At 65.7% G+C, this 20560-nt stretch carries 26 protein-coding genes; 14 read left to right on the forward strand and 12 right to left on the reverse strand.

Annotated elements, in window-relative coordinates:
- Positions 1–156 precede the first annotated feature (156 nt).
- A complete protein-coding gene (locus DMX06_RS19850; RefSeq protein ID WP_110739015.1) occupies positions 157–804 on the reverse strand; it encodes a helix-turn-helix transcriptional regulator in 648 nt (215 codons plus the stop codon).
- 227 nt (positions 805–1031) lie between these two features.
- On the opposite strand from DMX06_RS19850, the gene hisN reads away from it, so the two are divergent.
- Positions 1032–1823 carry a histidinol-phosphatase gene (hisN, locus tag DMX06_RS19855; RefSeq protein ID WP_110739016.1) on the forward strand — a complete coding sequence of 264 codons (792 nt, stop codon included), beginning with the start codon at positions 1032–1034 and terminating at the stop codon, positions 1821–1823.
- A gap of 81 nt (positions 1824–1904) precedes the next feature.
- A complete protein-coding gene (locus DMX06_RS19860) occupies positions 1905–2963 on the forward strand; it encodes a metal-dependent hydrolase (protein ID WP_110739017.1) in 1059 nt (352 codons plus the stop codon).
- A 68-nt stretch (positions 2964–3031) separates the two neighbouring features.
- On the opposite strand, the gene DMX06_RS19865 is transcribed toward DMX06_RS19860, so the two are convergent.
- Both DMX06_RS19865 and DMX06_RS19870 read right to left on the reverse strand, forming a co-directional pair.
- On the reverse strand, positions 3032–3214 hold the full coding sequence (locus tag DMX06_RS19865) for a hypothetical protein (protein ID WP_110739018.1): 183 nt from the start codon (positions 3212–3214) through the stop codon (positions 3032–3034).
- 100 nt (positions 3215–3314) lie between these two features.
- Positions 3315–3653 (reverse strand): hypothetical protein, encoded by a 339-nt coding sequence (locus tag DMX06_RS19870; RefSeq protein WP_110739019.1) that lies wholly within the window; start codon positions 3651–3653, stop codon positions 3315–3317.
- A gap of 161 nt (positions 3654–3814) precedes the next feature.
- Between DMX06_RS19870 and DMX06_RS19875 the strand changes: the two genes are divergently transcribed.
- Entirely contained in the window at positions 3815–4654 is an 840-nt protein-coding gene (locus DMX06_RS19875) for a shikimate 5-dehydrogenase (RefSeq protein WP_110739020.1), read from the forward strand.
- A 131-nt stretch (positions 4655–4785) separates the two neighbouring features.
- Here the strand turns inward: DMX06_RS19875 and DMX06_RS19880 are convergent, their stop codons facing one another.
- The 3 genes from DMX06_RS19880 to DMX06_RS19890 all read right to left on the reverse strand — a co-directional run bounded on the left by DMX06_RS19880 (position 4786) and on the right by DMX06_RS19890 (position 6219).
- Positions 4786–5031, reverse strand: coding sequence for a hypothetical protein (locus DMX06_RS19880; protein WP_110739021.1), 246 nt, complete (start codon positions 5029–5031; stop codon positions 4786–4788).
- Between the two features lie 97 nt (positions 5032–5128).
- Positions 5129–5656 (reverse strand): lactoylglutathione lyase, encoded by a 528-nt coding sequence (gene gloA, locus DMX06_RS19885; RefSeq protein ID WP_110739022.1) that lies wholly within the window; start codon positions 5654–5656, stop codon positions 5129–5131.
- A gap of 206 nt (positions 5657–5862) precedes the next feature.
- Positions 5863–6219, reverse strand: coding sequence for a histone-like nucleoid-structuring protein, MvaT/MvaU family (locus DMX06_RS19890; RefSeq protein ID WP_050705427.1), 357 nt, complete (start codon positions 6217–6219; stop codon positions 5863–5865).
- Between the two features lie 346 nt (positions 6220–6565).
- Here DMX06_RS19890 and DMX06_RS19895 point away from each other — a divergent pair, with 346 nt between their 5' ends.
- Together DMX06_RS19895 and cobF are read left to right on the forward strand one after the other, a co-directional pair.
- Entirely contained in the window at positions 6566–7855 is a 1290-nt protein-coding gene (locus DMX06_RS19895) for an OprD family porin (RefSeq protein WP_110739023.1), read from the forward strand.
- A 64-nt stretch (positions 7856–7919) separates the two neighbouring features.
- The gene (gene cobF / locus DMX06_RS19900; RefSeq protein ID WP_110739037.1) at positions 7920–8672 is read left to right on the forward strand and encodes a precorrin-6A synthase (deacetylating); all 753 of its coding nucleotides are present in this window, start codon (positions 7920–7922) and stop codon (positions 8670–8672) included.
- Between the two features lie 16 nt (positions 8673–8688).
- On the opposite strand, the gene DMX06_RS19905 is transcribed toward cobF, so the two are convergent.
- The gene (locus tag DMX06_RS19905; RefSeq protein WP_110739024.1) at positions 8689–9003 is read right to left on the reverse strand and encodes a hypothetical protein; all 315 of its coding nucleotides are present in this window, start codon (positions 9001–9003) and stop codon (positions 8689–8691) included.
- Between the two features lie 159 nt (positions 9004–9162).
- On the opposite strand from DMX06_RS19905, the gene DMX06_RS19910 reads away from it, so the two are divergent.
- From DMX06_RS19910 to DMX06_RS19920, 3 genes are read left to right on the forward strand one after another with little or no spacing between them, the layout of a single operon-like run.
- Entirely contained in the window at positions 9163–9807 is a 645-nt protein-coding gene (locus DMX06_RS19910) for an STN domain-containing protein (RefSeq protein ID WP_258378893.1), read from the forward strand.
- A complete protein-coding gene (locus DMX06_RS19915; protein WP_028692228.1) occupies positions 9804–10346 on the forward strand; it encodes an RNA polymerase sigma factor in 543 nt (180 codons plus the stop codon). The genes DMX06_RS19910 and DMX06_RS19915 overlap by 4 nt, the downstream gene beginning before the upstream one ends.
- Positions 10347–10375: 29 nt before the next feature.
- Complete coding sequence (locus tag DMX06_RS19920) at positions 10376–11278, forward strand: FecR family protein (RefSeq protein WP_110739025.1); 903 nt, start codon at positions 10376–10378, stop codon at positions 11276–11278.
- Here the strand turns inward: DMX06_RS19920 and DMX06_RS19925 are convergent.
- A complete protein-coding gene (locus DMX06_RS19925) occupies positions 11271–11864 on the reverse strand; it encodes a PulJ/GspJ family protein (RefSeq protein WP_110739026.1) in 594 nt (197 codons plus the stop codon). The two genes, DMX06_RS19920 and DMX06_RS19925, sit on opposite strands and share 8 nt — an antisense overlap.
- The gene (gene gspH / locus DMX06_RS19930; RefSeq protein ID WP_258378894.1) at positions 11861–12295 is read right to left on the reverse strand and encodes a type II secretion system minor pseudopilin GspH; all 435 of its coding nucleotides are present in this window, start codon (positions 12293–12295) and stop codon (positions 11861–11863) included. Before gspH ends, DMX06_RS19925 begins: the two co-directional genes overlap by 4 nt.
- Positions 12296–12410: 115 nt before the next feature.
- On the opposite strand from gspH, the gene DMX06_RS19935 reads away from it, so the two are divergent.
- The gene (locus DMX06_RS19935; protein WP_110739028.1) at positions 12411–12851 is read left to right on the forward strand and encodes a general secretion pathway protein GspC; all 441 of its coding nucleotides are present in this window, start codon (positions 12411–12413) and stop codon (positions 12849–12851) included.
- Here the strand turns inward: DMX06_RS19935 and DMX06_RS19940 are convergent.
- A complete protein-coding gene (locus tag DMX06_RS19940; protein ID WP_110739029.1) occupies positions 12833–13312 on the reverse strand; it encodes a GNAT family N-acetyltransferase in 480 nt (159 codons plus the stop codon). The genes DMX06_RS19935 and DMX06_RS19940 overlap by 19 nt on opposite strands.
- A gap of 233 nt (positions 13313–13545) precedes the next feature.
- Between DMX06_RS19940 and DMX06_RS19945 the strand changes: the two genes are divergently transcribed.
- From DMX06_RS19945 to DMX06_RS19960, 4 genes are all read left to right on the forward strand, one after another.
- Complete coding sequence (locus DMX06_RS19945; protein WP_110739030.1) at positions 13546–14166, forward strand: LysE family translocator; 621 nt, start codon at positions 13546–13548, stop codon at positions 14164–14166.
- Between the two features lie 18 nt (positions 14167–14184).
- Positions 14185–15057, forward strand: a complete 873-nt coding sequence (locus tag DMX06_RS19950) for an alpha/beta fold hydrolase (protein ID WP_110739031.1) — start codon at positions 14185–14187, stop codon at positions 15055–15057.
- Between the two features lie 272 nt (positions 15058–15329).
- Positions 15330–16466, forward strand: coding sequence for an HlyD family secretion protein (locus DMX06_RS19955; RefSeq protein WP_110739032.1), 1137 nt, complete (start codon positions 15330–15332; stop codon positions 16464–16466).
- Positions 16456–17964, forward strand: a complete 1509-nt coding sequence (locus tag DMX06_RS19960; protein ID WP_110739033.1) for an MDR family MFS transporter — start codon at positions 16456–16458, stop codon at positions 17962–17964. Before DMX06_RS19955 ends, DMX06_RS19960 begins: the two co-directional genes overlap by 11 nt.
- A gap of 3 nt (positions 17965–17967) precedes the next feature.
- Here the strand turns inward: DMX06_RS19960 and DMX06_RS19965 are convergent, their stop codons facing one another.
- The gene (locus DMX06_RS19965) at positions 17968–18573 is read right to left on the reverse strand and encodes an START domain-containing protein (protein WP_110739034.1); all 606 of its coding nucleotides are present in this window, start codon (positions 18571–18573) and stop codon (positions 17968–17970) included.
- Between the two features lie 80 nt (positions 18574–18653).
- Positions 18654–19490: a bifunctional allantoicase/(S)-ureidoglycine aminohydrolase gene (locus DMX06_RS19970; protein ID WP_110739035.1), complete on the reverse strand. Its 837-nt coding sequence runs from the start codon at positions 19488–19490 to the stop codon at positions 18654–18656.
- Between the two features lie 255 nt (positions 19491–19745).
- On the opposite strand from DMX06_RS19970, the gene DMX06_RS19980 reads away from it, so the two are divergent.
- The coding region (locus DMX06_RS19980) for a hypothetical protein (protein WP_110739036.1) at positions 19746–20560 on the forward strand (815 nt) is incomplete at its 3' end.

Below are 20560 nucleotides of genomic sequence, written 5' to 3' on the forward strand. Positions count from 1 at the left end.
CTGGGAAAATACGACAAAAAGATGACAGGGTGATGACTGGTGGCGTTTTGCCTTTATTCAGGTCGAGTGCGCGCCCAGATCGCGCGCCACTTGGGCGGCACGCGAACTGAAAGGCATCAGGACGTGTTCTTCCAGGCCCTGGCACGAATGCTTCCGTCAGACCTCGGCATACATCCACCGCATCAGCGAATGCCGGCCACTGATCCCCAACTTGATCGCGGCCCTGCGCAGGTAACTCTCCACCGTGTTGACCTTCAGCTGCAGGTGCAGTGCCTGCTGTGGCGCCGTACGCCCGGCCAGCAGCCCTTCGCATACCTGCATCTCGCGCTCCGAGAGACTGATGCCGGTCTGGCGCAGCCGTTCGAGGAACCGCTGTCCGAGGCTGTCAAGGTCGGCAGGCCCGGCCGTGGCGGGCTGCAGCGCATTGATGTGCTTCTCCAGCATAGGTAGCAACAATGGCGAAATATCTTCAAGCCGGCTGCGTTCGGTGGCAGAAAAACCATCGCGAGTATCCGCCCGCAGCACGGTGATCTCGTAGCGGTAGCCATCCTTGCGTCGGGCCAGGTGCAGGCGCGACGGATCGTCGAAACCCCCACCGGGATCGCCGGCACTGAATACTGTCTCGTTGATCAGAGTCGTGTCAGGCTGACTGGCACAAGCGGGATCGACCCGCAGTTGACGGATGTGCGTCGCGTCAATGGTCAGGTGGGTCTGGATCAGGTCGTGCAGGTGCCGGGGAAAATGGCGGCTACCGGTACTGGCTATGGCTTTGCCGATCTGCGGAAATAGCAGGTGCGAATTCATCGTGTCATCCATGATATGCGGTGGAACGGAGGCCCGCGCGCGCCAGTGACCAGCATCCTTGACTGCCGGCGGGGCTGTTGGAGCTGCTTGCTATGCTAGTACAACGATTTAGTGACGGTTAAATGAAGCGGGAATAATGGCATAACAATCTCATCGCCTGCGCCAGTCATCCGCCGCGACGCGCAGTCGGGTATCATGCGGGTCCTTTCAATCACGAGGCCCGCTTCATGTCCCTGAGCCCCGAACAGACCGACGAATTCCGCTCTTTCGCCGAGCAGCTGGCCGATGCCGCCGCAGAGGCGATCAAGCCCTACTTTCGCGCCAGCCTGGACGTCGAGGACAAGGGTGGGCGCCTCTACGATCCGGTGACCGTCGCCGACAAGGCTGCCGAAGAAGCGATGCGCCGATTGATCCAGTCTCGTTATCCGGACCATGGCATTCTGGGCGAGGAGCAAGGCGCCGCAAAGGGCAGCAGTCCGTTGACCTGGGTACTCGACCCGATCGATGGTACCCGCGCCTTCATTACCGGTCTGCCTTTGTGGGGCACCCTGATCGCCCTCAATGATGGCGAGCGTCCTGTGGTCGGCGTGATGAACCAGCCGTTCACGGGCGAGCGCTTCGTAGGCACCCCGCAAGGTGCCTGGCGTGGTGAGACGCCGCTGAAGACCCGCGGCTGCGCCGACCTGAACTCGGCCACGCTGATGTGCACAACCCCCGACATGTTCGACACCCCGGCCCGCAGGGCGGCGTTCGAGGCGGTGGCCGGCAAGGCTCGCCTCCTGCGCTATGGCGGTGATTGCTATGCCTATTGCATGCTCGCGTCGGGCTTTGTCGATGTGATTGTCGAGGCGAGCCTGCAGCCTTATGACGTGCAGGCCTTGATACCGATCATCGAAGGCGCGGGCGGTGTGATCACCGCCTGGGATGGCGGCTCGGCCCAGGACGGTGGTTGCGTGGTGGCTTGCGGCGATCCAGTGCTGCATGCGCAAGTGGTGGAAATGCTGCGTCACGCCATGTGACCCTCGCCGGCGCGCAGGCCTTCAGGCGGGTTTGCGCGCGATTCTGCTTCCCTTGGTCGATCGTGCGGGAGAATCGCCACCTTGGACTCACTTACCCAAGCCGTACTCGGCGCAGCCTTGCAGGGCACCGTGCTGGGTCGCCTCCAGGGCCGTCGTGCGTTGCTCTACGGCGCCGCTCTCGGCACCGTGCCCGACCTGGATGTGGTGATCCGCTACGCCGACCCGGTGTCGCAGATGACTTTCCATCGCGGCTTCTCCCACTCGATCTTCGTCCTGACTGGCCTGGCCTTGCTGCTGGCCTGGCTGGTCGCCTGGCGCTGGCCGGACAGGGGTTACACCCGGCCCCGGCTGTTCCTGGCTTTCTGGCTGGCGCTGGTCACCCATCCCATTCTCGACGCGTTCACCGTCTACGGCACCCAGTTGTTCTGGCCGCTGCACCTGACACCGGAGAGCTGGGCGGCCGTGTTCATCATCGACCCGGTGTACACCGTGCCGTTGCTGCTGGCGGTCGGCTACACGGCGATCAAGGGCATGAAGGGAAGGGCGATCACGCTGCTGGCCCTGGCGCTGGCGTTCAGTACCGCTTACCTGGGTTTCGGCTTGGCCGGGCGGATGGCCGCTGAACAGCGCTTCGAGCTGGCCCTGCAGTCCCAGGGTGTCACTCGCAGCGAGGTCCGAGCGGTGCCCATCGCCTTCAACAGTCTGATCTGGCGGGTGCTGGCGAAGACCCCGGAGGGCGACTACTACGAGGGTGTGAGTAGCTGGTTTGACCGCGAGCCCCCGGAGATGCTGCGTCAGTCGCGCAACCTGGAAATTGCCGGGGCACTTGTCGGCTCGGCGCTGCACGAGCGGTTGCGCTGGTTCACCGACGACTGGCTGCGCTACGACATCATCGGTGATTCGCTGGTGGTTACCGATCTGCGCATGGGCATGCCGGGCAGCTACAGTTTCCGCTTCGAGATGGCCCGGCGCGACCCCGCCGGGCAGTGGGTGGTCACCCAGCCCAGGGGGTGGATCGGTGGCGGCGCCGCGTCCCTGTTCGATGGCAGCAGGCTGGCCTTGATCTGGCGCCGGATCCTCGACCAGCAACCACCGCTGCCCTTGGCGGCCTGGGCCGCGCCGGGATCAGGGCATTTGTGACACAAAAAAAGCCCGCCATGGCGGCGGGCAACAAGAGGCGTAGGGAGCAACGCACAACAAATTTCGGGTCAGGCGGTAAACGTCTGGCCAAGCAAACGGCCGGCCAGGGTTTCAGCGCAGCGGCGACTGGTTAACGGGCCGCTGATGGTTTCACCGTTGCGCAGCAGGTACCAGCAGGCCAGCAGGCCTTGTTGGCGCAGGTTGCCGGGAACCGCGCTGCCGACAACGGACATGATCTGGATCGGGGCCATGATGGATCTCCTCTCGAACATGACCCACCTTACGCACATACCCTCAGGGTTAGAAATCAATGCCCTCGATAGTGGTCATTGCTTTTATCAACTATGGCCCTTACCAGCGCGGCGGACCGTAGTACACCGGTGGCGGCCCGTAGTAGCGACGGTACACCGGCGGCGGTGCCGGCACGTAGCGTTCGACCACGTAAGGCTGGTAGTAGACCGGCGGTGGCGGTGCCTGCACGTAGACCGGGGGCGGTGGGTAGTAGGCCGGTGGTTGCTGGACATACACGGTACGCGGAGCACTTGAGACGGCCGCCCCGAAAATCGCACCGGCCACGGCAGCACCGACGACCGGCCCCGGGCCGTACCAGCCGCCACCATGGGCGGATGCCTGCCCGCTGATGGCCAGCGCGCCTACCAGCAGGGCGATTCCGGGGATGAAACGGTTCATGGTCGATCCTCACGAGACAACCCCACGTTCGGGGCTCGATTACTATGACCCCATCTTGGCGCAACTGCCTGCAGGCAAAGGGTAAAGGTTGTGTAAGGGGCGACCGGCGGCAGGGTCTGGTACGCTGGCGCAATCGATTCAGCGATGACAGAGGAACCGCGATGAGCCATCCACCGAGCCGGGACACGGTGCTGTGCATTTCCCTGGCCGGGCGCCCCGGGACGTTCGGCGTGCGCTTTCACAACCATCTCTATCGCCAGCTCGGGCTGGATTACTACTACAAGGCCATGACCACACGTGACCTGCCCGGCGCCGTGGCCGGCATCCGCGCCCTGGGGATCCGTGGCTGCGGCGTGTCGATGCCGTACAAGGAGGCCTGCCTGGCGCTGGTGGACGAGGTCGATCCGTCCGCTGCGGCCATCGCTTCGGTGAACACCCTGGTCAACACCGATGGCCATCTTAAGGCCTACAACACCGACTACCTGGCGGTGCGCCAACTGCTGGCCCGGCACCAGGTCGACCCGACCACCGCGTTCGCCCTGCGCGGCAGTGGCGGCATGGCCAAGGCGGTGGCCAGTGCGTTGCGTGACGCAGGATTCCGTGAGGGCACCATCGTCGCCCGCAACGAGCAGGCCGGGCGGCAGTTGGCGGACGTCTGCGGGTATCGCTGGCTGCCGGACCTGGGCGACCGGTGCCCGCCGATGCTGGTCAATGTCACGCCGATCGGCATGGCTGGAGGCCTGGAGGCTGAGCAGTTGGCATTCAGTGAAACCGCCATCGCGGCAGCGCAGCAAGTGTTCGACGTAGTGGCCATGCCCGCGCGGACACCGCTGATCCGCGCCGCCGAGGCGCTGGGCAAGCCGGTGATCACCGGGCTCGATGTCATCGCGCTGCAGGCGCTGGAGCAGTTCGTGCTGTATACCGGGGTACGGCCGAGCGCCGAGCAGGTGGACGCAGCAGTGGCGTTTGCCCGGGATACGAACACTGCGCTCCCCCTGTAGGAGCGGCCTTGTGTCGCGAATGGGCTGCGAAGCAGCCCCGGCGATTGTTGTGTAAACGCTGAAACCCTGGGGCCGCCTTGCGCCCCTTTCGCGACACAAGGCCGCTCCTACAGGGGAGTGTGTACCCCTGTTCAGAACACCCGCCGGTCCGTCTCGTCCAGTTGCTGGTCAACCAGCGCCCGGCCATGGGCCAGGGACACATGCTGGGCATTGTCCAGGTCGGCGAAGAACTTCATCGGTATCGAGATCCGCCGGCTGCTGTGGCCTGAGGGATCGGTGATCACGCAGCCGGCCGCATAGGGCAGGGGCGAGTCGGGGTGGGGCATCACGCTGGCGGTGATGGTGTGGTCGCGGTATTCACAGTGAAGGGTTTGCATCGTCCTTACCTCGCTGTGGCTGGGAACAGGCGTTCCTTCTAGATACCACAGCGAGGGGCCGGGAGTTCCCGGCCCGACGAGCGCGACCCGACGAAGGTCAGTCCTTGAGTGCCGTCGGCTGGATGATCTCGACCCAGTAGCCGTCCGGATCCTTGACGAAGGCCAGGTGGTTCATGCGGCCATCCTCCAGGCGTTTTTGGAACGGTACGGCCAGCGCCTCGAAGCGGGCGCAGGCAACACGTACGTCCGGTACCGAAATGCAAATGTGGCCGAAACCACGGGGGTCGGTGTTGCCATTGTGGTAGGTGAACTCGGGATCGTTCTCGGTGCCGTGATTGTGGGTCAGCTCGAGCACGCCGGGGATCGATTTCATCCACTGGTGGCGCTCGGCGTCGTCGGCCGGAATCTTCGCCGGGTCGACCAGCGCCAGGAAGTAAAGGCTGAAGGCAGCCTCGGGGAAGTCACGCTTGTCCACCAGGCGGAAGCCCAGCACGCGGGTGTAGAAGTCCAGGGACTTCTCGATATCCTTGACCCGCAGCATCGTGTGGTTGAACACGAAATTGGCGGTGGCGGTGTCTGGCTGTGCGGTGACGCCGGGCAGGGTTTGCAGATCGTGCAGGCTCATGGGTACTCCTGAATCAGGGCCTAAAACAGGCGGACCATGATACGGAAGTCCATCGGCAGCGCAAATGAAAGCGCCCCGCACGAGTGCGGGGCGCCGGAATTAGAGGCCCGCGTGTGCGGGCGCGTGATGGGGTCGCTAGTCCTTTAGCTGGTTCGATACTGGGCCTGCGCATGTGAAAAAAATGTGAAGCGGGTGTCGAGGTTTCATCAGCGCACCCAACTTTCCACCGTCTGCGCACCGTACTGTTCCTTCCAGGCTTTCAGCCCACGGTGGTTGCCGCCCTTGGTCTCGATCCGCTCGCCGGTATGCGGGTTCTGGTAGACCTTCACCACCCGTGGCCGACGCTGCTGCTTGATCGGCGCCGGGGCGCGGCTCACAGCCTTCGGATCGAGGATGGCGATGATGTCGCGCAGGTTCTTGTCATAGCTTTTCATCAGGCCGACTAGTTTCTGCTCGAATTCGATTTCGCGTTTAAGGCCGGCATCCTTTTTCAGCGCTTCCAGTTGTGCCATCTGTTCCTTGAGCGCTTTTTCGGCAGCACGAAACTCTGCAAGTCTGGACACTGTCATCACTCCTGTAAGTCTGCCGTGGCGGGACGTGACGAACATGAAACCAGACTGAACGCCGGCCACGTGGATGGGTAAAGCTGTTCGCTAGACGAGAGTGTAGTAGTCGCTTGCGAGTGGGTAAACAGCAAACTTTCAATCAATTAGCTGGGAACTTTGCAGGTTTTTTAAGCGCTATTCGAAACGCCCCCGACAAAGGCTTTAGACCATGGTCCCATGGCGCAGGCTAGAGACCTTGGCGGAAAATTATGGATGATGGTCGAAATGTATTCGTTCATCGCGTAGTGCCGGTGCAGATGGCTGCCCGGATGGTTTTTCGCCCTTCTTTTGGATGTTCCCTCGCATGTTTGCCCCTTTCCCCCTCGCCCCCGGGCGCCGAGTTGCCGGCCTGTTCTTCCTGTGTGCCGGTGTCAACGCCCAGGCCGCCGGTTTTCTTGAAGACAGCAGTGCCAAGGTCGAAGCACGCAATGTCTATTTCAACCGGGACTTCCGTGACGGTCACAGCAGTTCCAAACAGGGCGCGTCGAAACGCGAAGAATGGGCGCAGGGCTTTATCCTCAATGTCCAATCCGGTTATACCCAGGGGCCGGTCGGCTTCGGTGTTGATGCCTTGGGCATGGTCGGTTTCAAACTCGACTCCAGCCCCGCCGACAGCAACAGCGGCCTGTTGCCGTCTTCCGGGCACGATCCGCGTCACTCTGCCGACCAGTACGCCAAGATGGGCGTCGCCGGCAAGGTGAAAGTGTCCAGCACCGTGCTCAAGTACGGCTCGATGATGCCGGACGTGCCGCTGCTCAAGTACAACGACGGCCGCCTGCTGCCGACCATGTTCCACGGTGCCTGGCTGACCTCCGAGGAAGTGCGCGACCTCAAGTTCACCCTGGCGCGCCTGAACCAGTACACCGCGCGGGATTCCACCGACCGCCAGGACATTCGCGTGCATTGCAAGAACAAGCGCTACGCCTGCGACATCGAGGCCGATCACTTCGACCTGGCCGGTGTCGACTACCGCTTCAACGAGCGGGTCAGCGCCCAGTACCAGGTTTCCAAGCTCGAGAACATCTACCGCCAGCACTTCCTCGGCCTGGTCGCCAGCCAGCCCCTGGAGGTCGGCACGCTGTCGGCCGACCTGCGGCTGATCAAGAGCGACGATATAGGCAACGCCCGCGCCGGGCACATCGACCACCGTGCCTTCAGCGGCATGCTCGGCTACAGCCTCGGTGGCCACAAGCTCAGCGCCGGCTGGCAGCGCATGTATGGCGACAGCGCCATGCCGTACCTCGACGGCAGCAACCCGTACCTGGTCAACTACGCCCAGGTCAACGACTTCGCCGCCGCCCAGGAACGCTCCTGGCAGGTGCGCTACGACTATGACTTCAAGGCCCTGGGCGTGCCCGGCCTGACCTTCTTCACCCGCTACATCAACGGCGACAACGTCAAGGTCCCGGGCAGCAATGCCGAAGGCAAGGAATGGGAACGCGACAGCGAGCTGAAGTACCAGGTGCAGTCCGGCACCTTCAAGGACGTCAGCGTGCGCCTGCGCAACTCCACCTACCGCAGCAACTACGAGAAGTGGGCGCGGGACATGGACGAGACCCGGGTCATCGTCAGCTACAACTTCTCGATCTTCTGAGCCGCTTTGCCAAAGGGCCGGTGGTCGGTCGACAATGACCACTGGCAACCAGGCAGGGCAGGTGATGAAACAGCTTCTACTGATCGGCATCGGACCGGGCGATCCGCGCCAGGTCACCTATGAGGCGGTGGAGGCACTGCGCCGCGCCACGGTGTTCTTCGTCCTCGACAAGGGCAGCGACAAGGACGAACTGGTGCGCCTGCGCCGGGCCATTCTCGAGCGCTACCGGCCCGAGGGCGGCTACCGCCTGGTGCAGGTCGAGGACCCGCGCCGGGACGGCCAGGCGCCGGACTATGTCGGTGCCGTGCAGGACTGGCACGTCCAGCGCGCCGCGCTGTATGCCCGCTTGATCGAAGATGAACTGGGCGCCGATGACATCGGCGCCTTCCTGCTGTGGGGTGAGCCCGGACTGTACGACAGCACCCTGCGCATTCTCGACCTGGTGCGCGAACGGGGCCTGACGCTGGCCTTGCAGGTGATTCCCGGCATCAGCAGCATCCAGGCCCTGGCCGCCCGCCACCAGATCCCCCTCAACCGCATCGGCGAGCCGCTGACCGTGCTGCCAGGCCGACGCCTGGGCGAACAGCCACGGATCGACAACGTGCTGGTGATGCTCGACGGCCAGTGCGCCTTTGCCGCCCTGGACGACCCGCAACTGGTGATCTATTGGGGCGCCTACCTGGGTACACCGGACGAGTTGCTGGTCAGCGGGCCGTTGCTGGCGGTGAAGGCGCGCATCGTGCAACTGCGTGAGGAGGCGCGGCGGCGCAAGGGGTGGATCATGGATACCTATCTGTTGCGCAGGGAGGGTCAGTAGCGCACTGGAGTACTGTTCAAGGCCGCTGCGGCACCACCGAGCTGCCAAAACTGTTACCCATGCGCGTCGACGTCGCCGCCGGCGTCGCCAGCCCCATCTGGTTCGGCGCCCGGCGCTGCATCTGGCGCGCTGGATCCAGCTGTTCGCGCAGCCCCTTGGCGGCGCGCGGATCAGTGCCTTGCAGCTGCTGGGTCAAGCAGTCATAGGCCAGCGCACGTGACTGCCCGACCTGCACATCGATGCAGCCCTGGCTGTCCTTGGGCGGTTCGGCGAGCGCCGGCAGGCCGCAGGCCAACAGCAGGGGCAGGGCAGTCAGGGGCAGGCGGGCCATCGCGGTTCTCCGGGCAATCGTTCCTCGGCACAGTCTAGCTCCCGCAGGCCGTGATCGGGGTGAAGCTTTGGTTGCCGCAGCTGTCACCACAGCGTCATACACAGGCCCCAGGATGACGTTTCCCCGGCGACGGCGGCCAGCAAGGAGGCCCGGACAGCTGTGCGTGCATTGCTCGTGGCCGGCGCGCTGATGCTGGCCTGGTTGCTGGCGGCCCCCGGGCTGCGTGGCCAGCCATTGCTGACCCTGGATATCCCGGCCCAGGCGCTGGACCGGGCGCTGGACAGCTTCGCTCGGCAGAGTGGCCTGGCGGTGCTGGTCGACCAGGCGTTGCTCGCCGGGCAGCGCTCCAGCCAGGTCCTGGGCCGTTACCCGGCACGTGAAGGCCTGCAGCGACTGTTGCAGGGCACCGGCTTGCAGGCGCACTACAGTGGCGGCGGCTTCACCCTGCAACCGCTGCGCCTGCGCGGCACAGCCGAGCGTGGGCGCAACGGCGGCCTGTCATCGGGCAGTTATGCGCTGGCGCTGCAGCACGCGGTCGAGCGCGCCCTGTGCGCCTCGCCGCTGACCCGGCCGGGCGCTTACCGGGCGGCCTTGCAGGTGTGGGTCGACGCTGGCGGCCAGCTGGTGCAGAGCCGCCTGCTGGCCTCCACCGGCGATTTCGTCCGCGACGCCGCGCTGGTCGAGCGCCTGCGCACGGTGCGTCTGGAACAGGCGCCGCCGACATCCCTGGCGCAGCCGCTGACCCTGCTGCTGCGTCCGGAACCTATGGATTGCCCACTTTCGCAAGGAGCTGCGGCGGCATGAACAAACCTCGGGACAGTGCGCTGGTCAAGCTGTTTCTGACCTCCTACGACGCCTTCAGGGTACGCCTGAGGCGTCGACTCGGTTCTGATGACTTGGCCAACGACGTGCTACAGGAAACCTACCTGCGGGTTGATCGCATGGACGCGACGCACGACCTGCAGCGCCCTGGCGCCTACCTGTACCGCATGGCCCTGAACGTCGCCGCCGACCGCCGCGAGGCCGACGCCCGGCTGCTTACCGGCGCCGAGATCGAGGCATTGCTGCAGGTGGCCGAGGATCAGGACCCGGCGCGCATCGTCGGCGGTCAGCGCGAGATCCAGAACCTGCTGGGCGCCCTCTACGAGCTGCCGGCCCGGCGCCGGCGGATCTTTATCGCCGCCCGCCTGGAAGAGGCCTCGCACCTGGAAATCTCCCAGCGCTTCGGCATCTCCACGCGCACGGTGGAAAAGGAACTCAAGGCGGCGCTGGGGCATTGCGCGATGCGCCTGGACAGAAAAGTGTTTCAGCGGTTCGGTCCCGGTGCGGGAAAACCGTCTTGATCGATAGTCGACCTCTTCATGTGAGCCCCATGTCCCAGATTCCGCCCGATTCCGACTTGCAGCGCCAGGCCCAGGACTGGCTGCTGCGGCTGACGTCCGGCCAGGCCACCCAGGCCGATGCCCAAGCCCTGCGCCAGTGGTGCGCGCGCAGCCCGGCGCATGCCGAGGCCTTTGCCCAGGCACGCCAGCTCTGGCACCTGCTCGGCCCCGCGGCACGGCAGGCCGGGCAGGGTGCGCCGTTGTTCGGTCGCCGGGCGTTGCTGGGCGGCGCGCTGGCGGCGTCGGTGGCACTGGTGGTCTGGCGCGGCGGCCTGCTCGAGGAGGCCATGGCGCCAGCGCCGGCGTTTGCCACCGAGGTAGGCGAGCAGCAACGGGTGGAGCTGGCGCCCGGGATCGAGCTTGAGCTGAATGTGCGTACCCGGGTCAGCCGCGAAGCCGAGGGTATCGTACTGCTTGCCGGCGAAATCGAGGTTCAGGCCGGCCAGCCCCTGCAGGTGCGGGCGCAAGGCGGCGTAATTAGCGCCGACCAGGCCCGGTTCAACGTGCGCGAGGACGATGAAGGGGTCTGCGTCACCTGCCTGGGAGGCGAGTTGCGCGTGGCGGTCCAGGGGCGGGTCGAGGCGCTGCCGGCGGGTCGCCAGTTGCGCTATGGCGCGCAAGGCATCGGTGTGCCCGAGCCATTCGATCCGGGCCAGGTGATGGCCTGGCGCGAGCGCATGCTGGTGTTTCGCGATGCGCCGTTGGCCCGGGTGATCGAGGAGATCAACCGCTACCGTCCCGGTCGCCTGGTGCTGCTCAATCCCACGCTGGGGCGTCGACGGGTGCAGGCGCGGTTCAGTTTCGACCAGTTGCGCCAGGCCGCCGAACTGATCCGCGTCGCCTATGGCGCGCGCTGCCTGGAACTGCCGGGCGGCGTGGTGCTGGTCAGTTGAACGGGCCCAGCACCTGGCGGTAACGCTCATCGCCCTGGGGGCCGCGCCGGGTCAGGCGCACCTCGAGGCCGGCGGGGTTGTCGTCGGCCTCGCTGGACGGTGAGCGCCAGGCGCCCTTGGCTTGCCAGCTGCGCAGGTCGAAGCCGCTGACGTTGTCCAGCACCGCCACCGCGGCCTTGGGCGCGGGCAGCGGAAAGTGCTCGCGCAGTGGCGCGGCGGCGCGGTACAGGGTGGTGCCGCGCACGTACCAGCGCACCCGTTGCAGGCCGCTGCTGGAGGCGGCGCCGGAGCGCACCAGCTCAAGACGGTCGGCACGGGCGCGCACCGCAGGCAGCAATGGTTTGCCGGGCGCCTCGCGGCCGGGCAGGGGCGGCTCGACCAGCTCGACGGTGGCACGCAGGGCCAGGTCGCGTTCCAGCTGCTGGAACACCCGCAGGATCGCCTGCTGGTCCTCACTTGCCTCACGCACATGGCGGTCGGCGCGGCTGACGCTGTCCAGGCCGCGCCAGGCGATCAGGCTGACCACCGCCATCAGCACAATGGCGATCATCACTTCGATCAAGGTGAAGCCCGCTTGCCGGTTCATGGTTGGCTGACCCGCACCTGGCCGGCGGCGTTGCGCGCCAACTCCACCCGCAGCGCACCGCTGCGCAGGCGCAGGGTCAGCGGCGTGCCGATCCATTCGCCATCGAGCCACACCGCGCCACGGGGCTCGCTTTGCACCCTGACCGCCTCGGCCTGCCAGCGGCGCGGCTTGAGCGGGCCGTCGGCGAGCACCTGGCCGTCGGCGCGGACAAAACGGTAGCCGTCGCGGTCGTTGCGCCAGCGTAAGGGCTGGCCATCGGCCTGGGCCTCGCTCTGCGCCAGTTCCAGCAGGCGCGCCAGGCGCTCGGCGTCGGCGCGCAGGTGCTTGCCCGGGTCGGGGCGGATGTTCAGGCTGATGGCGGCGCTGGCGATACCGACGATCACCAGCACCACCATCAGTTCGATCAGGGTGAAACCACGTTGTCCGTTCACGGGGCGCTCCTTGTCCTTTAAGGAAGCTTGCCCGAGCAAGATGATCGCCGTGTGAAACAAAACCGTGAGAATAGGTCGGTATGCTCGGGCGCAGGCACACAAGGAGCGCGTGACCATGCGTATTACCCGTCCAGATCTGTCCTGCGGTCTGTTGTTGCAGGGGTTGGGGGTGCTGGCCCTGATCGCCGGCCTGGCGACCTGGGCCAGTCTGTTGCTGCAGACTTCGCCGGGGCTGGCCTCGCAGCAGCCCGCCGAGGCCCTGGCACTGAGCGAAACGCCGGCCGGGCGCTGGTTCGCCGACCTGCCATTGCAGGTGCAGATCCAGGTCAGCGGAGTGATGACCGGCAGCCAGGGCGCAGTGGCCATCGTCAGCATCGACGGTGGCCTGGCGCGTGCCGTGCGCCGCGGTGAGGAGCTGGCCCGTGGGGTGCGCCTGGTGGCCATCGAAGGCCGCGGCCTGGTGATCGAGCGCGGCGGCCAGCGCAGCCGCGTCGAGGTGCCAGTATTGGCACAGACGTCTTTCTGGGGGGAAGCGCCTCAGCCTTCAGCGAACTGACGCAGGCGTTCGCCGTCGAGGCGGTAGCGGATCCACTCGTCCTGCGGCTCGGCGCCCAGCGAGCGATAGAAGCCGATGGCCGGCTCGTTCCAGTCCAGCACGCTCCATTCCAGGCGACCGCAGCCATTCTCCACCGCCTCGCGGGCGATATGCCGCAGCAGCGTGCGCCCGGCACCGTCGCCGCGCTGCTGGGGCGTGACGTAGAGATCCTCGAGGTAGATGCCGTTACGCCCAAGCCAGGTGGAGTAGCTGTAGAAATACACGGCGAAACCGATGGCCTGGCCGTCTCGCTCGCAGACCAGGCTGCGAACCGTGCTGCCTTCGTTGAACAGGCTGTGCTCGATGTCGGCGAGGGTCGCCACCACTTCGTGGCGGGCGCGCTCGTAGTCGGCCAGTTCGGTGATGAAGGCCAGGATCTGGGCTGCGTCGCTGCGGACAGCGGGGCGGATGGTCACAGGCATGGTGGGGGCTTCCTTGTAATTGATAGATCGGTAGTGTCAGGGAAGTTCAGGCAAGGCCGCCAGGTGTCTGCGGATGATTTGCCGGGCCGCTGATGCCGACGCGACCTGCAAGCATGCATCTGGGTGGAACAGAAATGTGTATCCACTCAATTTCACATAACTGTACCGGTCATTCCAGCCAAGGCTCCTTTACTGTGGCCTTTCGATAATCAGAAAAGCCGGAAACCGCCGCCATGCTTGCCTCCCTCGATCTGCTCAGTGCGTTCGTCCTGTTCGCCTTTGTCTCTTCCATCACCCCCGGTCCGAACAACACCATGCTGCTGGCCTCGGGGGTCAACTTCGGCGTGCGCCGCACCATTCCCCACGCCCTGGGCATCAGCGTCGGCTTCATGGTGATGGTACTGGCGGTGGGCCTCGGGCTGGGCGAGGTGTTCAAGGCCTGGCCGCCGCTGTACAGCATCCTGCGCTACGGGGGCGCGGCGTACCTGCTGTACCTGGCCTGGAAGATCGCCACCTCCGGGCCGATGTCCGGTGACAGCGCCGGCAGCCGCAAGCCGCTCGGGTTCTGGGGCGCCGCGGCGTTCCAGTGGGTCAACCCGAAGGCCTGGGTGATGGCGATCGGGGCAATCACCACCTATACGCCGGCCCAGGGTTACGTGTTCAACGTGATCGTCATCGCCACCGTGTTCGCCCTGGTGAACCTGCCCAGCGTCGGCATCTGGGTGATGTTCGGCAGTGCCTTGCGCAACCTGCTGCGCAATCCGCGCGCGGTGGTGCTGTTCAATGTCCTGATGGCCGTGCTGCTGGTGATTTCACTGTATCCGCTGCTGTTTGTAGAATCGGCGTTTTCCTAGAGCCGATGAGTGCCGTCGATGGAGTTGATTCCCTGGTCCCATGAATGCGCAGAAGGCTTCACCCTGCGCGGATGGCGAACCCCCGCCAGCGGCAGGCCGCTGCTGCATTTCCTGCATGGCAACGGCTTCTGCAGCCTGGTCTACCAGCCCATGCTCATGCGCCTGGGCGAGCATTTCGATCTGTGGCTGAGCGATGTGCAAGGCCATGGCGACAGTGACCACGGCGGCGCCTTTTGCGGTTGGAACCGCAGCGCGGCGCTGGCGGTGGAGGCGTTCGAGGCCGGGTGCGGCGAGTACGGCGATGTTCCGCGTTATGCTCTGGGCCACAGTTTCGGCGGTGTGCTTACCGGCCTGATCCTCGCCAGCGAGCCGCAGCTGTTCCAGCGCGCCGTGCTGCTGGATCCGGTGCTGTTCAGCCGGCGCATGATCGGGGTGATGGGCGCCGCCGCCATGGTCGGCCTGCACCGTCGCCACGCCCTGGCGCGCAAGGCCGCCACCCGCCGCAGCCATTGGCCCGACCGCGAGTCGGCGCAGGCCTCGCTGCAAGGGCGCGGCATTTTCAAGGGCTGGACCGACGCGGCCTTGCAGGCCTATGTGGAGCACGCCATCGGCGATTGCGGTGAAGGCGTGGTGCTCAAGTGCCGGCCCAGCCGAGAGGTGGAGATCTTCAGTTCGTTCCCCGAACGTATGTGGCAGCAGCTGGGCAGTATCCAGACGCCGACGCGGATCCTGTACGGGGAGCAGACCTACCCGTTTGTGCCGCACTCTGTACAGCGCCTGGCGGGGCTCAATGCTCAGGTGAGCGCGCAGCAGGTGGCCGGTGGCCACTGCTTCATGCAGGAGGATCCGCAGATGGCCGCGGAGCAGGTGCTGGCGTTCCTGCAGGATTGAAGCCTTCCCATAGCGAACGCACCCCCTGTGGGAGCGGCCTTGTGTCGCGAAAGGGCCGCAAAGCGGCCCCAGGGCTTCGGCGTTCATGCATCAATCGCCGGGGCTGCTACGCAGCCCTTTCGCGACACAAGGCCGCTCCCACAGGTTCTCCAGCCCACCATTGATATTAGTGAATCTGTTGTCCATTTCGCGACGATTGCTTACCGATTCGCGAGCGAACGACAATCTCAGATTCCGTACCCTGTCGCTCCCCCCACCGGATGGAGCCCAGCATGAACCAGGCGGTCAGCCCAGATCCCCAGCACACCCTCGAGCAAACCCGCGCCCGGCGCCGCCAGCGCCTGCTGCGCTTTGGCCTGGCCGGGGGGGTGGGGCTGCTGGTGGCGGCCTATGGCGGCTACTGGTGGCTCGACGGCCGTTTTCTGGAGCAGACCGATGACGCCTACGTGCGCGCCGACTGGGCACCGATCAGCGCCCGGGTCAGTGGCTATGTGGCCGAGGTGGCGGTGGCGGACAACGCCACGGTCAAGGCCGGCGACCTGCTGGTGCGCCTGGACGAGCGGGACTTCCGCGATCGCCTGCGCAAGGCCGAGGCGCAGTTGGCGGTGAGCGAGGCGGCGCTGCAGGTGCAGCGCATGCGCCTGCGCGCCTTCGCCGCCGAGCAGGACGAGCAGGCCCACGCCATCGTCCGCGCCGACGCCGAGCGCGGCGGTAGCCGTGGCGAGGCGCAGCGGGCCGAGGCTGACTGGCAGCGCTACCAGCATCTGGCGCAATGGCAGGCGGCCAGTGTGCAGCGCATGGAGCAGGCCCGCGCCACCCGTATCCAGGCCCAGGCCATGCAGCGCGCCGCCGACGCCGAACTGGCCCGCCAGCATGCGCGCAAGGCGATGCTGGAACAGCAGGGCAAGCAACTGGAGGCCGAACTGCTGCAGCGTCAGGCCGACCTCGACCAGGCCCGCGCCGAGGCCGACCTGGCCCGCAGCGCCCTGGCCGATACCGAGATCCGCGCCCCCTTCGACGGCGTGGTCGGCCAGCGCAAGGTACGCCAGCAGCAGTACGTCACCCCGGGCTTGCCACTGCTGGCGGTGGTGCCGGTGGCGCAGGCGTACGTGGTGGCCAATTTCAAGGAAACCCAGCTGGCGCAGATGCGTCCCGGCCAGTCGGTGACTCTCGAGGTGGACACCTTCGGCCAGCACTGGCGCGGAACGGTGGACAGCGTATCCCCGGGTTCCGGCGCGGTGTTCGCACTGCTGCCGCCAGACAACGCCACCGGCAACTTCACCAAGATCGTCCAGCGTTTCCCGGTGCGTATCCACCTCGACCCGGAGAGTGGTGACAGCCCACGGCTGTTGCCCGGCATGTCGGTGATCGCCACCGTCGACACCCGGCAGGCTCGCCATGAGCGTTGAAGAAAAAGTCTCCCTGCGCGCCTGGGTGGCGGTGATCGGCGGGCTGTTCGGCTGCTTCATGGCCGGCATGAACGTCCATGTCACCAGCGCCGCCCTGCCCGAGATCGAGGGCGCGCTGGGGGCCAGCTTCGAGGAGGGCTCGTGGATCTCCACCGCCTACCTGGTGGCCGAGATCAGCATGATCCCGCTGACCGCCTGGCTGGTGCAGGTGTTCTCCCTGCGCCGGGTGATGCTGGTGGGCTCGGCGGTGTTCCTGGTCAGCTCGGTGAGTTGCGCCATGGCCGGCAGCCTGGAGGCGATGATCAGCCTGCGGGTGATCCAGGGCGCCTCGGGCGCGGTGCTGATCCCGCTGTCGATGCAACTGATCATCACCGAGTTGCCGGCCAGCCGCCTGGCGCTGGGCATGGCGCTGTTCAGCCTGTCCAACAGCGTGGCCCAGGCCGCCGGGCCGTCGATCGGCGGCTGGCTCACCGACATGTACTCCTGGCGTTGGATCTTCCTGCTGCAGCTGCCGCCGGGCATTGCCCTGCTGGCGGCGGTGGCTTGGTCGATCAAGGGCCAGGCCGGTGATCGCAGCGCATTGCGCCAGGCGGACTGGCTGGGCATCGTCGCCATGGCGCTGGGGTTGGGAGCGTTGCAGGTGGTGCTGGAGGAGGGCGGGCGCAAGGACTGGTTCGAATCTCGCTTCATCGTCGGCTTCAGCCTCGTCGCGGTAGTCGCCCTGGCGCTATTCATCCAGCGCCAGTTATGGGGTACTCGGCCGTTCATCAACCTGCGCCTGCTGGGCAGCTACAATTTCGGCGTGTCGAGCCTGGCCATGGCGGTGTTTGGCGCGGCGACCTTCGGCCTGGTATTCCTGGTGCCCAACTACCTGTCGCTGGTACAGGGCTACAGCGCCAGCGAGATCGGCAAGAGCCTGATCGCCTACGGCATGGTCCAGCTGCTGTTGGCGCCGTTGCTGCCCCGGCTGATGCGTTGGCTCAACGCCAAGCTGCTGGTGGCCAGCGGCTTCGCCATCATGGCCCTGGGCTGCTGGCTGGGGTCGACGTTGACGGTGGACGCGGGCAGCAACGTGATCATCCCTTCGACGGTAGTGCGCGGCATCGGCCAGCCGCTGATCATGGTGGCGCTGTCGGTGCTGGCGGTGAAGGGCCTGGACAAGGCCCAGGCTGGCTCTGCCTCGGCGCTGATCTCGATGCTGCGCAACCTTGGTGGCGCGCTGGGCACGGCGTTGCTGACGCAACTGGTGTCGCAGCGCGAGCGCTTTCATTCAGTCCGGATAGGCGAAGGGCTGACGCTGTTCGACGGCGCGCTGCAGCAGCGCTTGCCCGCCGGCATGGTCGACCCGCAGTCGCCACAGGTCATGCAGACCCTGGCATTGATCGATCAGAGCGTGCGCGAGCAAGCCTATCTGATGGCCTATTCAGATGCGTTCTACCTGTCGTGCGTGGCGTTGCTCGGTTGTGCGCTGGCGTCCCTGCTGCTGCGCAGTCGCTAGCCATCACGGCTGGCGTTCCGCCACGGCGCGCAGGGTCTTCAGGGTGACCATCGGCGCATCCACGACGAAGCGGTTGGCCAGCCAGCCGGGCACATCACCGGCCGGGTCGGCGCGCAGTTGATAGGTAACCTCGGTCTCGCGCTCGCCCAGCGGGCGCATGATCCACTCGCCGCTGAGCCGGCGCACCCGGATCAGCCCGGGCGCGGCCGGCACTCGTCCGGGCTCGGCGCTCAGGTGGCGGACCAGGGTGTCGTCGTCGAGGCGCTCGGTGCGTACCTTGAGCACCATGTCGCGGGGCTTGGCCGGCCAGGGCAGGGCGGTGGTGAGGTAGACCCAGGTGGTGTCGCCGTCCACCTCCAGCAGACGCATGTCGGCGCAGGCGTACAGCCATTTGCAGGCCACACGCAGGTTCTCCTGCAGGTCGGTGAGGGTGCGCAGGCTGGCCTTGATCCGGGTGATGCCGCGGAACTGCTGATAGGCCGAACCGTCAACGCTGCTCAGGTAGACATCGATGCCGTCTTCCTGGTGGGCGAGTTGCCAGTCGTCTGCCCACGGCAAGGTGCCCGGCAGCAGGAGCAGCAGGACAAACAGAGGGCGCAGGTGGGGCATGGCGGGGACGCCGAAGGGGGAAGGTCCGATCAGTATGGATCAAGACCAGCAGGAGCGGGCGTGCCCGCTCCTGCATCGTATCAACGCTGCGGATTGAGCGTCAGGTGCACGTGACGGTTGACGTCCTTGTACAGCAGGTAGCTGAACGGGCCTGGGCCGCCGGAGTAGCAGGCCTGCGGGCAGAAGGCGCGCAGCCACATGAAGTCGCCGGCCTCGACCTCGACCCAGTCCTGGTTCAGGCGGTACACCGCCTTGCCTTCCAGCACGTACAGGCCGTGTTCCATGACATGGGTCTCGGCGAACGGAATCACGCCGCCCGGCTGGAAAGTCACGATGTTCACGTGCATGTCGTGGCGCATGTCGGCCATGTCGACGAAGCGGGTGGTCTTCCAGGCGCCCTCGGTACCCGGCATCTCGATGACCGTGGCGTTGTCGCGGTGGGTGACGAACGACTCGGGAACCGGCAGGCCTTCGACCTTCTGGTAGTGCTTGCGCAGCCAGTGGAAGGTGACGTTGGCCTTGCTGTTGTTACGCAGGCTCCAGTCGGCGCCCGGGGCCAGGAAGGCATAGCCGCCCGGCACCAGGGTGTGGTGCTTGCCTTCGACGGTGATGTCGATCTCGCCCTCGACCACGAACAGCACCGCTTCGGCGTTCGGGTCCAGCTCAGGACGCTCGCTGCCGCCTTCTGGGGCGACTTCGACGATGTACTGGGAGAAGGTTTCGGCGAAACCGGTCAGCGGGCGGGCGATGACCCACATGCGCATCTTGTCCCAGAACGGCAGGTGGCTGGTGACGATGTCACGCATCACGCCCTTGGGGATGACGGCATAGGCTTCGGTAAACATGGCACGGTCAGTCAGCAGCTCGGTTTGAGCCGGGTGCCCACCGTGGGGGGCGAAGTAGGAAGGTTTCGACATGAACGGTCTCGACTTGTTGTTCTCTCCCCATGCCTTGGACCACACCGGCCGGTGCGTGCAGGGGATGCACCGACAGCATAGGGGCGGGCCGGCGTCATCTACAAATTAAATGTTGGAATACCCGGTATCCAGTTGCTGAATGTCATGGCGGCATTATCATGACGCTGGTGAAGGAAGTTTCCCGTGGTTTATGGTCATGACATTTTTTTCACATCACCTTGCTAGCATCGCCAGCACTTCCACGGAGCTGAATCGATGATGCCTGTCCTGCGCAAACGTGCTGTTCGCCTCGCCCTGGCCGGTACCGGGGGGCTTCTGGCCTGCACCCTGGGTTTTTTCGGCTGGCAGTCCTTCTACCCGGTGCAGGCCGCCGAGGGCTGGGGCGTGCAGGTGCTGCACAACTCGGTGACCCGGGCCGCGTCGCTGCTGCCCCAGGCCGACGGCAGCTTGCTGGTCAGTCGCGAGCTCAATGGTGGCAAGGGCAGCATCATGCGCATCACCGCCGAGGGCGACCGGGTGGTGGTGCTCGATGGCCTGTCCAAGCCCGACGGCATGGTTGCTGTCGACGGTGGATGGGCGTTCAGCCAGGAGGTAGGCGGGGCACCGGTCAGCGTGTCGCGCGATGGGCGGGTCAGTCAGCTGTTCTCGGGCAACAATGTGCAGGGGTTGTATAACGATGGCCAGCATCTTTATGCCATCGAGGACCGCAAGGGTGATGGCCGGTTGATGCGTTACGACTGGCGCAGTGGTGAGCTCGATGTGTTGCGAGCGGGGTTGACCGAGACCGAAGGGCTGACCCGTTGTACCGATGGGCGGCTGCTGTATACCGAGAAGGCTACCGGCAAGATTCGTGCGTTCAATGCCGAAGGCGCTGATCCGGTGGTGGTCGAGGGGCTGCGTAACCCGACCTTCCTGCTTTGTGATCAGCGTGGATTGTGGATCAGCGAGGACTCCACTCATCGGGCGCGGTTGGTGCGGATTGATGGTGATGGTACTCGGCATACGGTGCTCAGCTATCTGAAGGCGCCTCAGGCTATTGTTCCGGATGGCAAGGGGGGGTATTTGCTGGC

Origin of the sequence: Pseudomonas mosselii (assembly GCF_003205295.1) — a bacterium.
GTDB classification, from domain to species: Bacteria; Pseudomonadota; Gammaproteobacteria; order Pseudomonadales; family Pseudomonadaceae; genus Aquipseudomonas; species Aquipseudomonas mosselii_B.

Coding starts and splice junctions, on each gene's coding strand:
- DMX06_RS19850 (WP_110739015.1), bottom strand. CDS start 804: ATGAATTCGCACCTGCTATTTCCGCAGATCGGCAAAGCCATAGCCAGT.
- hisN (WP_110739016.1), top strand. CDS start 1,032: ATGTCCCTGAGCCCCGAACAGACCGACGAATTCCGCTCTTTCGCCGAG.
- DMX06_RS19865 (WP_110739018.1), bottom strand. CDS start 3,214: ATGGCCCCGATCCAGATCATGTCCGTTGTCGGCAGCGCGGTTCCCGGC.
- DMX06_RS19870 (WP_110739019.1), bottom strand. CDS start 3,653: ATGAACCGTTTCATCCCCGGAATCGCCCTGCTGGTAGGCGCGCTGGCC.
- DMX06_RS19875 (WP_110739020.1), top strand. CDS start 3,815: ATGAGCCATCCACCGAGCCGGGACACGGTGCTGTGCATTTCCCTGGCC.
- DMX06_RS19880 (WP_110739021.1), bottom strand. CDS start 5,031: ATGCAAACCCTTCACTGTGAATACCGCGACCACACCATCACCGCCAGC.
- gloA (WP_110739022.1), bottom strand. CDS start 5,656: ATGAGCCTGCACGATCTGCAAACCCTGCCCGGCGTCACCGCACAGCCA.
- DMX06_RS19895 (WP_110739023.1), top strand. CDS start 6,566: ATGTTTGCCCCTTTCCCCCTCGCCCCCGGGCGCCGAGTTGCCGGCCTG.
- cobF (WP_110739037.1), top strand. CDS start 7,920: ATGAAACAGCTTCTACTGATCGGCATCGGACCGGGCGATCCGCGCCAG.
- DMX06_RS19905 (WP_110739024.1), bottom strand. CDS start 9,003: ATGGCCCGCCTGCCCCTGACTGCCCTGCCCCTGCTGTTGGCCTGCGGC.
- DMX06_RS19915 (WP_028692228.1), top strand. CDS start 9,804: ATGAACAAACCTCGGGACAGTGCGCTGGTCAAGCTGTTTCTGACCTCC.
- DMX06_RS19920 (WP_110739025.1), top strand. CDS start 10,376: ATGTCCCAGATTCCGCCCGATTCCGACTTGCAGCGCCAGGCCCAGGAC.
- DMX06_RS19925 (WP_110739026.1), bottom strand. CDS start 11,864: ATGAACCGGCAAGCGGGCTTCACCTTGATCGAAGTGATGATCGCCATT.
- DMX06_RS19935 (WP_110739028.1), top strand. CDS start 12,411: ATGCGTATTACCCGTCCAGATCTGTCCTGCGGTCTGTTGTTGCAGGGG.
- DMX06_RS19940 (WP_110739029.1), bottom strand. CDS start 13,312: ATGCCTGTGACCATCCGCCCCGCTGTCCGCAGCGACGCAGCCCAGATC.
- DMX06_RS19945 (WP_110739030.1), top strand. CDS start 13,546: ATGCTTGCCTCCCTCGATCTGCTCAGTGCGTTCGTCCTGTTCGCCTTT.
- DMX06_RS19950 (WP_110739031.1), top strand. CDS start 14,185: ATGGAGTTGATTCCCTGGTCCCATGAATGCGCAGAAGGCTTCACCCTG.
- DMX06_RS19955 (WP_110739032.1), top strand. CDS start 15,330: ATGAACCAGGCGGTCAGCCCAGATCCCCAGCACACCCTCGAGCAAACC.
- DMX06_RS19960 (WP_110739033.1), top strand. CDS start 16,456: ATGAGCGTTGAAGAAAAAGTCTCCCTGCGCGCCTGGGTGGCGGTGATC.
- DMX06_RS19965 (WP_110739034.1), bottom strand. CDS start 18,573: ATGCCCCACCTGCGCCCTCTGTTTGTCCTGCTGCTCCTGCTGCCGGGC.
- DMX06_RS19970 (WP_110739035.1), bottom strand. CDS start 19,490: ATGTCGAAACCTTCCTACTTCGCCCCCCACGGTGGGCACCCGGCTCAA.